This is a genomic window from Acinetobacter sp. IRS14, assembly GCF_034650275.1.
Lineage (GTDB): Bacteria > Pseudomonadota > Gammaproteobacteria > Pseudomonadales > Moraxellaceae > Acinetobacter > Acinetobacter oleivorans.
The window spans coordinates 115,308-131,171 of sequence record NZ_JAOVFN010000003.1 but is presented as its reverse complement, the minus strand read 5'-3'; the positions used below and the strand labels follow the sequence as shown (position 1 = coordinate 131,171).

The 15,864-nt window shown below is 36.9% G+C and carries 14 protein-coding genes; 7 read left to right on the top strand and 7 right to left on the bottom strand.

Features of this window, described 5'->3' with window-relative positions; all coding sequences use genetic code 11:
- Positions 1-6: 6 nt before the first annotated feature.
- Both ODQ17_RS04275 and ODQ17_RS04270 read right to left on the bottom strand, forming a co-directional pair.
- Positions 7-816 carry a paraquat-inducible protein A gene (locus tag ODQ17_RS04275; RefSeq protein ID WP_322901904.1) on the bottom strand — a complete coding sequence of 270 codons (810 nt, stop codon included), beginning with the start codon at positions 814-816 and terminating at the stop codon, positions 7-9.
- Entirely contained in the window at positions 813-1,421 is a 609-nt protein-coding gene (locus ODQ17_RS04270; protein ID WP_322901902.1) for a paraquat-inducible protein A, read from the bottom strand. Before ODQ17_RS04270 ends, ODQ17_RS04275 begins: the two co-directional genes overlap by 4 nt.
- A gap of 350 nt (positions 1,422-1,771) precedes the next feature.
- On the opposite strand from ODQ17_RS04270, the gene ODQ17_RS04265 reads away from it, so the two are divergent.
- The 3 genes from ODQ17_RS04265 (at position 1,772) to ODQ17_RS04255 (ending at position 5,831) form a co-directional block, all read left to right on the top strand.
- The gene (locus tag ODQ17_RS04265) at positions 1,772-1,888 is read left to right on the top strand and encodes a tautomerase family protein (RefSeq protein ID WP_227555991.1); all 117 of its coding nucleotides are present in this window, start codon (positions 1,772-1,774) and stop codon (positions 1,886-1,888) included.
- A gap of 602 nt (positions 1,889-2,490) precedes the next feature.
- Positions 2,491-4,176 (top strand): aspartate-alanine antiporter, encoded by a 1,686-nt coding sequence (gene aspT / locus ODQ17_RS04260; protein WP_013197284.1) that lies wholly within the window; start codon positions 2,491-2,493, stop codon positions 4,174-4,176.
- Between the two features lie 56 nt (positions 4,177-4,232).
- On the top strand, positions 4,233-5,831 hold the full coding sequence (locus ODQ17_RS04255; RefSeq protein ID WP_013197283.1) for a bifunctional aspartate transaminase/aspartate 4-decarboxylase: 1,599 nt from the start codon (positions 4,233-4,235) through the stop codon (positions 5,829-5,831).
- Positions 5,832-5,914: 83 nt separating this feature from the next.
- Here ODQ17_RS04255 and ODQ17_RS04250 read toward each other — a convergent pair whose 3' ends face one another.
- On the bottom strand, positions 5,915-6,469 hold the full coding sequence (locus ODQ17_RS04250; RefSeq protein ID WP_322901899.1) for a TetR/AcrR family transcriptional regulator: 555 nt from the start codon (positions 6,467-6,469) through the stop codon (positions 5,915-5,917).
- An 850-nt stretch (positions 6,470-7,319) separates the two neighbouring features.
- On the opposite strand from ODQ17_RS04250, the gene ODQ17_RS04245 reads away from it, so the two are divergent.
- Positions 7,320-7,697 carry a DoxX-like family protein gene (locus ODQ17_RS04245; protein ID WP_322901897.1) on the top strand — a complete coding sequence of 126 codons (378 nt, stop codon included), beginning with the start codon at positions 7,320-7,322 and terminating at the stop codon, positions 7,695-7,697.
- Positions 7,698-7,747: 50 nt separating this feature from the next.
- Complete coding sequence (locus ODQ17_RS04240; RefSeq protein WP_322901895.1) at positions 7,748-8,581, top strand: SDR family NAD(P)-dependent oxidoreductase; 834 nt, start codon at positions 7,748-7,750, stop codon at positions 8,579-8,581.
- An 86-nt stretch (positions 8,582-8,667) separates the two neighbouring features.
- On the opposite strand, the gene ODQ17_RS04235 is transcribed toward ODQ17_RS04240, so the two are convergent.
- Both ODQ17_RS04235 and gltS read right to left on the bottom strand, forming a co-directional pair.
- Complete coding sequence (locus ODQ17_RS04235; protein ID WP_322901892.1) at positions 8,668-10,497, bottom strand: monovalent cation:proton antiporter-2 (CPA2) family protein; 1,830 nt, start codon at positions 10,495-10,497, stop codon at positions 8,668-8,670.
- Positions 10,498-10,610: 113 nt separating this feature from the next.
- Positions 10,611-11,846: a sodium/glutamate symporter gene (gene gltS / locus ODQ17_RS04230; protein ID WP_322901890.1), complete on the bottom strand. Its 1,236-nt coding sequence runs from the start codon at positions 11,844-11,846 to the stop codon at positions 10,611-10,613.
- A 359-nt stretch (positions 11,847-12,205) separates the two neighbouring features.
- Here gltS and ODQ17_RS04225 point away from each other — a divergent pair, with 359 nt between their 5' ends.
- Both ODQ17_RS04225 and ODQ17_RS04220 read left to right on the top strand, forming a co-directional pair.
- On the top strand, positions 12,206-13,357 hold the full coding sequence (locus ODQ17_RS04225) for an alpha/beta fold hydrolase (protein ID WP_322901888.1): 1,152 nt from the start codon (positions 12,206-12,208) through the stop codon (positions 13,355-13,357).
- Between the two features lie 716 nt (positions 13,358-14,073).
- Positions 14,074-14,415 (top strand): hypothetical protein, encoded by a 342-nt coding sequence (locus ODQ17_RS04220; RefSeq protein WP_322901886.1) that lies wholly within the window; start codon positions 14,074-14,076, stop codon positions 14,413-14,415.
- Here the strand turns inward: ODQ17_RS04220 and ODQ17_RS04215 are convergent.
- Entirely contained in the window at positions 14,390-14,860 is a 471-nt protein-coding gene (locus ODQ17_RS04215) for an AnBLUF65 family BLUF photoreceptors (RefSeq protein ID WP_322901884.1), read from the bottom strand. The two genes, ODQ17_RS04220 and ODQ17_RS04215, sit on opposite strands and share 26 nt — an antisense overlap.
- A 281-nt stretch (positions 14,861-15,141) precedes the next feature.
- Positions 15,142-15,351: a cold-shock protein gene (locus ODQ17_RS04210; RefSeq protein ID WP_003650775.1), complete on the bottom strand. Its 210-nt coding sequence runs from the start codon at positions 15,349-15,351 to the stop codon at positions 15,142-15,144.
- Positions 15,352-15,864: the final 513 nt, after the last annotated feature.

Below are 15,864 nucleotides of genomic sequence, written 5' to 3'. Positions count from 1 at the left end.
GTTCTTTTATTGACTGGGGTTAATAGAATCATTATTCAGTGGCGGATGTTCTGCGTGAATAATCTTTGGTTTTTCTGAAGCAAAAGAAGAAGGTTTATTTGTATTTTGAGATGCGTAGAAATTATCCCAAATAATACGTGGGTCAAAACTTAACGATGCAAACATGGTTAACACCACGACCGCGCCAAAAGCAATCGAACCCGGCCCTGCAAGAATGGTAGCAAGCGATTGAATCTGAATGAGTGCTGTTAATAATGCCACAACAAATACATCAATCATTGACCAACGGCCAATAAACTCAACAATTCGATATAATTTTACGCATTGCTCGGGTAAAAATTTCCAACCTGCCGATTGTTGAAGATATACCGCCACTAATAAAAAATACAAAATCAGTAGCTTCAACATGGGAATAAAAATACTGGCCATGAAAATGACCACTGAAACCAGATAGTCTCCACTTTGCCAAAAGTAAATAACCCCACTCATGATGGTATCTTGCTGACTTCCCAAAAGTGAGTCAGTCACCGTCATGGGAAGTACATTGGCTGGAATATAGAGAATGGTTGCAGCCACCACTAAAGCAAAAGTTCGATTTAAACTCGCTGGCTTACGTGAATGCAGCACGCTATTACATCGAATACAACGTAAAACTTGAGGGCTTTGGTTGAGTCGTCTTTTCTCATTTTGAGCAGAATTTACGATGCCACAGCAGTGACACACAATTAATGAAAGATCTTTGGCTCTTGGATATTGCTTAAGCACTGACCCATGCTGCGAGCTTTTTGTTTGGGTCACTTTTTTTATCGTTTTCATGGCAGTGACCTATCAATTTCATTCCATATATCACTCACCTTTATGGAAGTAATATAGACCAACAATACACTTAAGATCGCAAACGCCCATAACGCAATCTCGGGAATCACCAAGACCATTCCCATTAACTTCACAAGCGTGACCAAAATTCCGATTAAGAACACCTCAACCATTCCCCACACTCTCATAAAAAAAAGTGTGCGTAAGGCAAATACCAAAAATGTAGGTCTTTTCTTCAATACGCTTACTGTGCCCAGTACATAAGAAAGTAATAGTAGATATGAAAGCGGCACAACAAAGGTAGTGATTAAAATGAGTACACCAACAAAAGCCCGATCATAGTGAAACATCACCCAAACTGCCCCAAGTAAGGTGGTTTCAGATGTGTTTCCCTGTAATTCAATTTTTACAATCGGAAAGCTATTGGCAATAACAAATACGATTAATGCCGTTAAGATCAAAGCCAATAATGTCGAAAAAGGTTTGGTGTGCCGATAGAGTTCAGCACCGCAGCATAAGCAATAAGCTCTTTTTCCATAAGCAAGCGGGGTTCTACGATAGACAGTATCGCACTCCTCACAACCTGCTAATTCTTTAAGCTTCATAGTTATACCCTAAGGTTTATCGTTTTACTGTGTCACACAAAGCTCTTTTTATTACTAAGATAAATTAAAATATAAATCAATCTAAAAGCTATATCAGACAATGGAAATTACCATAAGTACTGTTCAATATATTGTTGAAACTGCTAAATAATCTGTACATATTCGGTGATCAAATAAAAATAGTTATATAAAGTCATAAGCTTAAGTTCAGATAATACACTTTTTGCCCCAAGTAGCTGAGCGTCAAATAAGTAAACCCTAACTATTGCTTAACATCTTTCCCTATTGAAAAGTTCATGATGCTCTAGATCACTTTTATCCCTTGAACGCTGCAACAAGAATCAGATTTAATGCAGCATATGACAGAACAGTTCCTGCAAAAATTTAGCATTCCTAAGCAGGATGTCATGTTTGTGATTGTGCAAATTAGCACAGAAGATTGGCACTTTGGTCATGCAAACGAGTAGATCTTTTATTAAAAATGTTAGCATCAATAAACTAGCTCTCAAATTTAAAACCACAATAAAGCTCTCTTTTTAATATGATAAATTTATTTAAAGATAAAAATTAAATACCAAAAAAACCCCACTCAAATATAAGCAGAGTTAAAAATTTAAAGATTATTATGAAGATTAAATTAAATATACCCATAAAACACTTAAAACCAAATTATGCGACACAATTAACAAAAATTTAATTTTAAGTAGATTATTTTTTATAAATTAACAACTCCAACAACAATAAAAAATAATTACCAATAAATATCAATATCTTAATAAAAAAATTAAATCAAAAATTAGTATATATGCTCTTTTACATTATGAAACATTCTTTATATTATTGTAATTAAATTTTACTCCAAGTTAAAAACAAAAGTTGATTTAATCACTCAGAATTACCGATATATCTAGATCACAAGCATTTTAAATATATTATTTCTACAATTAAACTTAAGAAAGTCACCAGATTTGAAGGTTTGCTTAAGCAATTTTCATACTGTATTTTAAAAAAGGAAAAATAAATAATTTCATATATTAAAGATATATCTAATAATAAAAGTGAGATCAAAATGATTGAATGGTTACAAAGTGTCTTAAAGCACAGCCCCGAAATATTATTGTTCTTATCACTCGCAATCGGCTTCTGGATTGGACAGTTCCAGTTTGGAAAATTTCAGTTTGGCGGAGTCGCAGGCTCCTTACTCGTCGCAGTTGTTTTAAGCCTTATTGGCGTACCTGTCGATAACGGTGTTAAAGCAATTTTGTTTGCCCTCTTCATTTATGCAGTAGGTTTTGAAAGTGGCCCTCAGTTTTTTAAATCACTGGGTCCACAGTCCATAAAAGAAATTTTATTAGCAGTATTCATGGCAGTGTGTGGTTTAGTCACTGTTTTAGTGATGGCTAAAATTTTTCACCTCGATAAAGGCTTGGCTGCGGGTCTCGCTGCGGGCGGCATGACTCAATCAGCCATTATTGGGACTGCTGGAGATGCAATTTCTAGACTCGATCTCCCACTCGCAGAAATTCAAAGACTTCAAGCAAATGTCGCGATTGGCTATGCGGTCACATACATTTTCGGATCATTGGGAGCAATTATTGTCTGTGTGAATATTTTGCCTAAATTTATGGGTAAAGAAATTCACGACGATGCATTAAAAGCTCAAAGTGAACGACTCAAAGGTGCTTTTGAACTAGCACCGGGTCAGGAACTGGCAATGCCCGAAATTGTTGGCCGTATTTATAAAGTTAAACAAGCCAATGGACACACTATTGCGGAGATTGAAGCAAAAGAACCGAGTATTACGATTGAACGGTTAAAACGTAAAGATCAATTTATTGATGTTGCTCCCGAACTGACCTTACAAACTGATGATGTCGTCTTGCTGGTTGGTCGTCGTGCCAATGTAGTTTCAGTTGCCGAGCAAATCGGTAGCGAATTACAGTCATCGCAAGGTATGGAAATGATTATGGATACCAGCGATGTCATCCTAAGAAACTCCAAATACATTAACCGTACCTTAGGAGATATTAAGGCCAATACGCCTGCGTATTTAAAGCACGGTATTTATGTACTTGCGATTAAGCATAACGATGAGCCACAACCTTTAAGTGACGACACTGTTTTACGCCAAGGTGATGTAGTCACCGTCTACGGTACAAAAAGCGACCTCGATCGTTTAGTGAAAGAAGCTGGTAAAGCCTTACCTGAAAGCTTAAAAACAGACTGGATTTTCCATGGTGCAGGCCTTGTAGTCGGTTTAGTGATTGGTCTGTTTGTTATTCGTTTAGGTGATGTGCCCTTAACGCTTGGTGCGGGTGGCGGAGCTTTACTATCAGGACTGCTTTTTGGTTGGATTCGAAGTCGAAATCAGGTGCATGGCAATATGCCTCTAGCGGCTTCTCAGCTTCTGAAAGATTTGGGTCTGGCAGGTTTCGTTGCCGCCGTCGGCTTACAATCAGGATTACAAGCCATTCAAACCATTAAAGAAAGTGGCCTTTCACTCTTTATGATTGGGGTTGTGGTAACACTAGTTCCTCTGCTGCTTTCCATGCTCTTTGCTCGTTATGTTCTGCGTTATAACAACGTTGCAGTGATGGCAGGTGCACTATCTGGTTCACGCAGTGCAAACCCTGCATTTGGGGCCATCTTAGATAAAGCAGGAAACTCAATTCCGACCGTTCCATTTGCAATTACCTATGCCCTAGCAAATGTGTTCTTGACCTTACTCGGACCACTAATCGTAGGCTTGGCCTAACTTTGTACATTGAATTAGAAATTTTATTCATCTCACTATAATTAAGGAGACGTCCCATGGGGAAAGTCGATTATTCTAAATATGCAAAACTCAGCCCATTTGAGCTTAAAGATAATTTAATAGAATTAGCTCAAAGCAGAACTGACCGAATGATGTTAAATGCTGGGCGTGGTAATCCGAACTTTCTTGCGACTATCCCACGTCGCGCATTCTTCCAACTGGGTCTATTTTCAGCGACCGAATCAGAGTTCTCGTTTTCATATATGCCAGAAGGTCTAGGTGGTTTCCCGCGCCCTGTTGGACTTCAGTCACGTTTTGATAACTTCATTTTGGAAAACCGCGACAAACCCGGTGTGGTCTTTTTAGGTAAAGCCGTGTCTTATGTACGTGACCAATTAGGTCTCGACCCAGATCTTTTTTTACTTGAAATGGTTGAAGGGATTTTAGGCTGTAACTACCCTGTGCCGGACCGAATGCTTAGAGTGAGTGAAACGATTATTAAAGAGTACGTCTTAAAGGAAATGGGCGTACAAGGCATGCAAAAAAGAGACTTAGATTTGTTCGCTGTTGAAGGCGGAACAGCAGCAATGGCCTACATTTTCAACTCATTAAAAGAAAATAAAATTATTAAAAATGGCGACCGTATTGCGATTGGTAGCCCAATTTTCACGCCATATCTGGAAATTCCAAAACTCAACGACTACCAGCTTGAAGAGGTACTCATTGAGGCAGATCCTAATCTCGGTTGGCAATATCCAGAATCGGAACTCAGAAAGTTAGAAGATCCATCTATTAAAGCGTTCTTTTTAGTCAACCCAAGTAATCCCCCATCTGTAAAAATGAGTGATGAAGGGCTTGCGATTTTGGCAGATATCGTTAAAAAACGCCCTGATCTGATTATTTTGACAGATGATGTATACGGTACTTTTGCAGATAACTTCAAATCGCTATTTGCAATCTGTCCTGATAATACAATTCTGGTTTACTCATTCTCTAAATACTTCGGTGCGACTGGTTGGCGACTCGGTGTCATTGCACTTTCAAATAACAATGTGCTTGATAAACAAATTGCGAACTTATCAAAAAAAGAAAAGAAAGAGCTTGAAGAACGCTACTCATCTTTAACTACCGACCCTGCAAGCATTAAATTTATTGACCGTTTAGTTGCAGACAGCCGAAATGTTGCTTTGAACCATACCGCTGGTCTGTCTACCCCACAACAAGTTCAAATGGTTTTATTTGCCTTGTTTAATCTAATGGATTCACGCCAAAGCTATAAAAAAGCTGTTAAATCTGTTGTTCGTGAACGCGATGCGGCACTTTATAGACAGCTTGGTGTCGAGGTTCCAACAGATCCAAATGCTGTGGACTACTACACCCTAGTCAACCTTGAAAACACATCACGTACTCTTTATGGAGATGAGTTTGCGGATTGGGTCATGAAAAATAAAAATCCGACAGAACTTTTATTTAGAGTAGCTGATGAAACAGGTGTGGTTTTATTGCCAGGTTCTGGCTTCGGTGTACAACACCCTTCTGCCCGTGCGTCTTTAGCAAACCTGAATGAATACCAATATGCAGCTATTGGTGACTCTTTAAGACGCTTTGCGGATGAAGCTTATGCAGAGTATTTAAAAACTAAAAAAGGAAAATAAGTACCTATATAAAGTGAGGCTCTAACAGCCTCACTTTTTCCTTTCTGTTCTTTAATTTTCTATTTCAATTTAATAAGTTCAACTTAATAAACCATATTTAAAAAGTAATCCAGTAACCTCTCAGGCTCTTCATTTTTACTTGAACTTAAAAACCCTAGAATGGCGCCATCAATCATAAATACAAAAATATCAGACTCCTCATACGAAGCTGTTTTCTTATTTTCCATAAGCAGGCTAAAAATTTCATTTTTAAGCCATTGTCTATATCTCACCGCACTTTGATAAGCATTGGGATAAAGCTTTTCAATTTCAAAAATCGCTTTAAACAACAAATAATAAGCACTTTTTAAGTCAGCATGTAAAAGATAGATTTGTCTAAGCTTAAGAGACAAATCTGAATATTGGCTAGATTCACACACTGCTCTCACTTTTTCTTTTAGCTGGTCTTTTTGAAGGACCAGACACATTTCAATCAGCCTTTCTTTTGAGTGAAAGTAGTTGTAAAAGGTGGCTTTGGGAATTTTGGTCTCAATCATGATTCGGTCCACCCCGACCTTGTTGAAGCCATATTGTTTAAATAAATCTGCTGCTATGTGAAGCGCTCGCGTCGCTCTAGATGAAGCTTCTAAATTTTTCATATGTACCGCTTAAAATATTTTTTTGTTGTAAGTAAATGAGATAGAAATACCTTCACCAAAATATTAGGCGAGAAAACAGGCATGCCAAGGCAGCATAAAACCATGCCCTAGCGTATCTCAGACTTTATTGTTGCTATGAGTTTTAGTCGTAACGAAGTACAGTTTAATCTACAAATATTTAAACTGTTTTAAAGACCAAATAAGGGATATGGGTAAAGAAAGCTTGGCAAAGGCCAATAAATAAGAAAAATTAGTATGCATAGAGGACTCCTCATGTCTAAAGAAGTTCTACCGAATTACTGTCAAATAATTATGGTGGCAGAACGAGAGAAGGTTGACAGACTGGTTAGACGCCAGCACACCCGAAGGTGTCCCTCTCCCGTCCTACCGCTACGGGAGGAGACGAGAAGCTTACACACAAGAGTATTCCTCAGAAGGAATATCTGATGCGGTCTAAAACAGCCTGTCAAAGCCGGCTGGCAATGTAGGCCAGCAGGCAAAGGATAATCCGCAGGGTTTAGAGTGTCAATGTAGGGTTGAATAGAAAATGGTTAAATAATTATTGTTTTTCATTTAATTAGATACTTTAACTAATCATTAATTAAGCTGAACTATAGTTCTGCTAAACATTTAGAAAAATTTTGTTTTAAAGGATATATTTAGCTATATTTTTTATTCATTATAGGCAAACATATTACAAATCTATAATGTAATTATTATAGATGGCGGTAAAACGAAAGAGGGTTGACAGACCAATCATCTAGCAGCTGGCACGCATAAAGCGTCCCCCTTTCGCCCTACCATAATGAATATGAAATTATATACATTTTAAACTCTTAAAGTAATTTTCATGAAAAATATTAATATTTTCAAATTTATAAACCTTGTGCTGGCCTTTTTATGGATCTATCAAGGCCTCGTTCCCAAATTCCTATTTCTTAATTCTGATGAAATTTTTGTGTGGCAATGGGTAGGACTATCACTTGAACATGCAAAACTTGCAGGCCATGCAAGTGGAATAGCTGAAATGATTTTTGGTTTATGTTTTCTCTTTACTGCACATAAATATATTCACTATTTAAGCATTTGGGGTTTGCTTGGCTTACTTCTTTTAATTGGTTTTTTAATACCTTCTACCCTAATCTTGCCTTACAACCCTATCGTAATGAATCTTTCAATGATAAGTTTATCAATTGTCTATCTCATCTTATTAAGTGATCAAAATTAAATTACAGCCATTCATTTAACTATTTTTAAAGATTTTATATAGAGCGTTCAATGAGTCTACCTAAAAGTGAAGTTTACTGTGTGGTCATTACAGGAAGTACCAAGGGTATTGGCTTAGCACTCGCCGAAGCTTTTTTAAAGCTGGAATGTTCAGTTGTAATTGCTGGACGAAACTTAGAGCACTTAAATCATGCCCTTACCCACTTAGAAACTCAGTTCAATAAAGAAAAATTTATGGGTCTATGCTGCGATGTGACTCAAATTTCCGACGTACAAACTCTATGGAATAGTGCAATTGAGCGGTTTGGACATGTAAACGTTTGGGTGAACAACGCAGGAAGCTGCCACCCAACCAAAGACTTTATTGACCTTCAACCTGATGAATTAAATGCAGCCGTTTCAACCAATATTTTAGGAACGATGCTGGGTTCACAAGTCGCTTTAAAAGGCATGCTCAAACAAGGTTATGGCCAAATCTTTAATATGGAAGGTTGGGGAAGCAACGGCGAATGGAGTGCTGGCATGACTCCCTATGCAACAACCAAACGAGCAGTCAGTTACTTTAGTAAAGCACTTTATAAAGAGACAAAATCGACAGCAATTTTAACTGGCACACTAAGCCCAGGCATGGTGGCAACCGATTTATTAGTTTCGTCTTGGACCAATGGAAACGTCCAAAACTGGAAAAAGATGAAGCGCTTATTTTTCTTTGTGATTGATTCACCAGAAGTCGTTTGTGCCTATTTAGCAAAGCAAATTATGCAAAACAAAAAAGCCAACCGACGCATCGCATGGATCACGCCATGGAAGCTTTTTCTTAGATTTTTGCAACCTTATTACTGGCGTAGAAACCCCGTTAAAGGCACAGCATTAGAGCACTTATAGTCGAGCTTAGCACTTGAAGCTCTTTTCATCATAAAATTGTTCAGCAGAAGTTCTTCTAAAAAGGCTTCTACTGAACTTCATACTCATCAAGAATCGCTATCTGAGCTATCTTCTTTATTTAAAATCCGCCCTTCCCGTTTTGGTCGAATCAATGGAGCTGTCGGTCTTGGATGATGCGTATGTGTATATTGCATACCAACCCCTGCATTTACGTCATCTGCTGCGATTTCAGTTTCAAAACGCTCATTATCCAGATCTCGAATTTCCTCGGTAATTCGTTCTACTTCGTCTTCATCTACACCCAGTTCTTGCAAAATCACGCCACCAAACTTAATTGCAGATTCAAACGTTTCACGAATCATAAAGTCCACTTTTTGTTTGACTAAATGCAGTGAGTGCTCGCGGTCATATGAGCGCACTAATAATTTCGCTAAAGGAAATTCATGGGTGACGAGTTCTACAATTCTATTTGTGGTTTCTTTACTGTCCACACACACCACAATCGCTTGTGCTGTTGCAGCACCAGAAGCATGTAGAATATCTAGACGGCAGCCATCGCCATAATAAATTTTAAAACCAAATTTTTCGGCGTTTTGAATCATGTCCGTATTATTATCAATAATGGTGACATCAACACCTCTTGCCAACAATAATTGACTGGTGACCTGCCCAAAGCGTCCGAATCCAATCATTAAAACACTACCGCTTAAGCCCTCGGCAATATTGACGTTTTCTAATGAAACATCCGTTTTAGTTTGAGTGAAACGTTTAAAAAGAATACCAACAATTGGGGTCAACACCATTGAAAGTACCACAATAGCAGTAAGATTAGATTTAACCGTATTATCAATAACTTGTGCACTTAGCGCAGCAGAGAAAAGTACAAAAGCAAATTCTCCACCCTGAGCCATAAGTAAAGCGCGATCCAACGCTTCAGTATGAGAGCTTTTCGTTACTCGGGCGACTATATAAATCATGAGCGCTTTGGCAAGCATCAGGGCAATTACCCCACTCACAATCAGTTGCCAATTCTGAGCGACAACTGATAAATCCAATGACATGCCGACCCCAAGGAAAAAGAGACCTAACAAGATTCCTCGGAATGGTTCAATATCAGCTTCAATTTGGTGCCTAAAGGTCGATTCAGATAAAAGCACACCTGCTAAAAAAGCACCCATTGCCATGGTCAAACCACTGACTTGCATGAGCAGCGCTGCACCCAACACTACCAATAATGCCGCGGCAGTCATGACTTCTCGGGCTTTAGCGGCAGCCAAAAGCCTAAATAATGGGTTCAGCAACCAATACCCTGCTGCAATCAGACCTGCAATTGCGACTAATCCAATTCCTATATTTTCTAGGCGCACAGATGTGCTTTCGACCACATGATTTGGTGCCATAAAAGCAACAATAGCCAGCAAAGGTACAATTAGTAAATCTTCAAAAAGTAAGATGGCTACAATTTTTTGCCCACGAGGTTGAGTTAAATCTCCCCGATCGCCCAACAACTGCATCACAATAGCAGTCGAGGTCAATACGAAACCTGCCGCACCAATAAAAGCCACTTGCCACGTAAACCCAAATAACAGCCCAACGCCAGTCAAAGCCAATGCACAAATGATGATTTGTAGCGTACCAAGGCCAAAAATTTCGCGTCTAAGACTCCATAAATGTGATGGTTGCATTTCCAAACCAATCACAAATAGGTACATCACAATTCCTAACTCGGCAATATGCAAAATTGCGGTGGAATCTTGAAAAAAGGCAAAACCGAATGGGCCAATAATCAGACCCGCAATTAAATAACCTAATACTGAACCTAAGCCAATACGTTTAAAAATAGGGACTGCAATGACGGCCGCTGCCAATAAAACTACGGGGGCAACCAAGCTAATTGAATGTGCTTCTGAGCTCATACATTTCTCATTTTATTTATCTGCAATTTATTCTATGTGAAACTATGTTTAAGGGCGATTATTAGTTTTGAGAAAAAGAATCCATAAAAAAAGCCCTGACGGGCTTTTTTTGATTAAACAACAAATTTCAACATGAGCTGAATAACCGTGGCATTAATTAAATCGACAAAGAACGCCCCACAAAGCGGAACAATTAAAAATGCCTTATGCGATGGACCATACATGTTGGTAATGGCCTGCATATTTGCTACTGCTGTTGGTGTTGCGCCCATACCAAAACCACAATGCCCTGCTGACAACACCGCTGCATCATAGTTTTTCCCCATTACACGGAACGTCACAAATGCTGCATATAACGCCATCGTAATCGTTTGAGCACCTAAAATCACCACAAGTGGACCTGCTAAATCTGCAAGTTGCCAAAGCTTTAATGAAAGCAATGCCATTGCTAAATAAAGCGACAAAGACGCATTACCAAAAACATCAATCGCACGGTCAAAAATATCAATTTTCAACACGCTTTCTAAAATATTTCTTAAGATTACACCACCACCGAGCGCCCAAACAAAGGTTGGTAACTCAAACCAAGTTCCCTTACTAAAGCCAGTCATAAACTCTGCAAACGCCAAACATGCTGCAAACATACCTAGTGTAGTAATTGCATTGTCGGCTGTAATTAAACGAACTTGATGTGGGTTTTCAAACGGCGCGAGGTCATCCGAATTGTGTTCAACATGACCATCACGCTGTTGTATTTCAGCATTGGTTTTCGGTTGTGCAAGGTTGTAACGATTGATAAGCAATTTCGCTAACGGTCCACCAATCACACCACCAATAATCAATCCAAAAGTCGCACTCGCCATTCCTAAAGCTAGAGCACCCTGAATACCATGCTGAGTTTCTAAAATTTCACCCCAAGCTCCGGCTGTACCATGACCACCTGTTAAGGTAATTGAACCTGCAATTAAACCAATTAATGGGTCAAGGCCAAGCAAAGTTGCAAGGCTCATGCCGACCGCATTTTGCACAACGATGAACGATGCAACACAGACTAAAAAGACAACCAAAGCCATACCGCCTTCTTTAAGCTTCATAAAATTGGCACTTAAACCAATAGAAGCAAAGAATACGAGCATAAAGCTGGTTTGCAATTCGCTACTAAAAACAATGCTATATCCCCATAGTGTATGGACAAGTAGAGAAATGACCGCAGCCACCAAACCACCTGCTACAGGTTCGGGAATATTGTAGCGTTTTAAAAAATCAATTCGATTAACAAGAAAGCGGCCCAACAATAAAACAACGACCGCCGAAATTAGCGTATAAAAACCATTAAAAACAAATTCCATATATACTACTTTCTAATTACATTCCTAAAGGATTGTAAAATAATTATATTTTATTTTTTCATATGTAAAAAAAACACAAATAAACTTTACAAAACTACCCTACCAATAGATTTTTACTATTCTTAAAAAAAGCTTAAATTTTTAAAGATTTCATACAAAAATATTAAATAAATTTATTTTCTCATTAATTTCATATATTTATTTCAAATTATTCTTAATTAAAAATAATTATTCCTTGACACCTTAAGCAGAAAATACTGTCTTTTGGGTCACGGAACTTAGAACTCATTCCCTTTAATATCCCTGAAAAGACCAGCTCCTTATTGCTCTGGGCAACATCTTTATAGGTTTTATATTCAATGAGTTTATTGCTTAAAGTTCGTCAGAACGTTCCACAGCTACAGTCTATTAAGAAATCTCTTCAGACACGTGCTGGTCAAAAAATACCTCACATGCTGATCAATGCATCAGATCTTTTTTTTCGAGGTCCTGAAATTGCCTTGTCAGGCAAAACACCTTTTGACGTGATCTATAAGCATGAAATTATTAGCTTACGCCATTATAGAAACGAAGCCAATATCTCTACACCTAAACACTGTGTTCCTTTAGTGATTGTTCCGCCATTAGCTGTGAACATGCTCATTTATGATTTGTTTCCTACTCGCAGTTTTGTACGCTTCTTTTTGGCACAAGGTTTTGATGTCTATTTAATCGACTGGGGTGTACCAACCCGCCACCAAGCAAAATACAATTTCGGCACCTACATTAAAATCTTTATGCCCGAAATGCTAAAGCAGGTTCGAGAGCACAGTGGTCAGCAACAGTTGTCTTTACATGGCTGGAGTTTAGGTGGCGCACTTTCACTCTGCTATACCGCATTATTTAAAGATAAAGATATTAAGAATCTAATTATTCTCGCTTCCCCTATCGATACCCATAAAGCGGGTTATATGGGGAAACTTTATGGCAGTCTGACTAAACCTGCCGAATGGGTTCGTAAACATACGCCATTTCGTATTCGCCACCACGTGCCAAGTGAAGCATTTCATATTCATGGCTGGCAAAACACGCTGGGCTTTAAATTAACTGACCCGATTGGAAATTTGAAAACATATTGGGAACTTTTTAAGAATCTTGATAACCGAGAGTTTATTGTCGACCATGCAACCTCAAGTTCATTCATCGATAATATGCTAGCCTATCCGGGCGGCGTCATGCGTGACATTATCCTTCGTTTCTGGATTGATAATGAACTATCCAATGGTGTAATTAAATTCGGCGAACTTACAGCCTATCTAAAAGATATTGAATGTTCAGTGCTCGCGGTCGGTGGCAGCACAGATATTATTGTGACTGCTGATGCTGTTAAGCCACTCATGACTTTGATTAGCAGCCAAGACAAAACCTTTAAAGTCGTTCCTGGTGGTCATATGGGTGTCGTTTCTGGAAGCCAAGCCCCTACTGCGGTTTGGCCAGAAATGAGTCATTGGCTAGCTACACGTTCAGATTAACTCACTCACACATCATCAGACCAGTGTAGTCATATCTACACTGGTTAATATTCAAACTTTGCAAAACTATTCTGTTGATCTTTATGTATGTTGAATCGTATTTTTCTAAGAAATTTTAAAAGCAACTTATTTTAAAATATATAGATACTATAAAGATATATTAGTATTTCAATTCACAAAAAAGTATTTAAATCATCCAAAAATATAAATTTTATTTATAAAGAATATATTTTAAGAATAAAATATTTTATCAATCGTTAAAAATTATTCAAACATAGTATCTGCCATCAAATTAATATTTTTCATTTTTAAAATTATCCTTATCAAGTAGATGTTACTTTTTGTTATTTATGTAAAGCTTACCTTAACAATAAAATCAAATAAGCATTTGTTAAATATAATTTTTCTTTAATCTTATTTTGTAAAATTTGTATATTTTTTATACAAATGTAGGTAATTTCTCACAATCATGTAAGCTAAAACTCACAACACAACCAATTGTTTTTCCTATAATTAATTTCAGTACATATAAGCACTCTTTACTATTAAATAGAAAGCTGAGTATTAATGAAGAGATCTGGAGAAACGGTAACGTTATCTTTATTAATATAAAAACTCTTAATAATAGAAAAAGAATCTCAAAAAATTAATATGTACTATCTTTCCTCTGGAAACAGAGGAAAGATCTTTTTTAATCATCAGATAGGGTATAGAAAATGTTTATTGCAAAAAATATATTTGTATATTTACTATCAATGTTAGCTTTATGCTTACTGATTATTTTCTTTAACTACCTTGGAATGAATGAGACGACTAACCTGCTGCTCTCTTCAGCACTTTTTGGAATATTTATTACTTGGTATTTCAAAGGTAGCGGACTATGTCTCGCCTTATTTAGCTTTTTTTACTGGGCAATGTTTGTAATTAGTCAAAGTTTAGAAGTGATATGGATGCTCGCCAGTTCAGTCATTGTCTATCTAGTGATGACTAAAATGATTCCTAAACTCAAGACCATCCATATCGGTGTTATAGCTAAAAAGGGTTCACCCCACGCTTAACCATACCTACTTTCTTAAATGTATTAATTTTGCTTTGTTCAGCATGTAATAACTCATTTAAGAAAATTTTTAAATTTTGCTCATCAAGACAAATGGGATTAAAACTAGTTTCTCCCATATTTAAAAAGAAAGATTCAATATTTGTATTACGCTGTACATATTTCATTGACCAACGCTGAAAAGAGTTCTTCTCGATGGAATATGTGCACAACCATTTAACATTGTAGTGTCTTTGATCATCTTTAATTCTTTCAAATAATCGCTCCACTAACTCTTGTTCACCTTCTAAACATTGAAAGAAAGCATTATCAGCATAATAGAGCACACCACAAATTTGATTCAAATCATTGAAATTTCTAGCTTCTGTTAAAATATCACGTAAATCTTGCAATAAATCTTCATTTTTTTCGTTTCGTTGACTGGCATAACACAGGCGAACGTTCATTAACAATTCCGTGAAATATAAAATTTCTTTATCTAAAGATTTTTCAATCTAACACACATCTCTTCCTAATAATTTATATTTCATCCCTACACTCAATATATGTTCCCAACAAACAACCGATAAGACAATAACCAAACTTATTAGACTTACAAACGATTAGGGGTAAAACAAAAAAAGCCCTCTTATAGAGGGCTTTTATAGCTTGTAAAAGAACAATAAAATTTCTTTTAAGCCTAAAATAAAAAAAAGCACTAAATAGTGCTTTTTTTCTTACTGAAATATTATTGTGGAATAATATTTACAGCATTTGGGCCTTTTTGACCTTGAGTAACAGTAAACGTTACACGTTGACCTTCGTGCAAAGTTTTGAAACCTGAACCAGAGATCTCTTTGAAGTGTGCAAACACGTCTGGACCATTGTCTTGTTGAATGAAACCGAAACCTTTAGTTTCGTTAAACCATTTTACTGTACCGCTTACTGTATTAGACATGATATATCCTACTGATTTCTAATATTTTAGTATCATTTAATAATGACACTAACATAACTTTGAAAAAAGAATAACAAATTGAGTTAAGATCTTAAAAAACGAAGGATTATGACTAAAACTACGATACTTTAAAGAAGATTTACTAACAAGACTTTTTTCTAGTTAAAAGCATGATACCTGAAATAAATTTCTATTCAAGCTTTTTATGAGAAAAATTTTATAAATTATAATAAAAAACCCAAAAACAATAACTTAATAGTGCAACTAAAACTTAGTATATCCCCTATCTAACCAACAACTTACATCCAATTAGATAAATTGTAGAAGAATAGAAAGATCAGCACTTAGAACGCATGAGATGAGTGAATAAAAAATATAAAAAAGACTTTAAATAATTTGAACTTTAGAAATTCAGGCAATAAAAAAACTCCTAAACAGGAGCTTCATTTTTAAATCATTGGCAGAGGATCAAGGACTCGAACCTTGACGAACGGTTTTGGAGACCGTCATGCT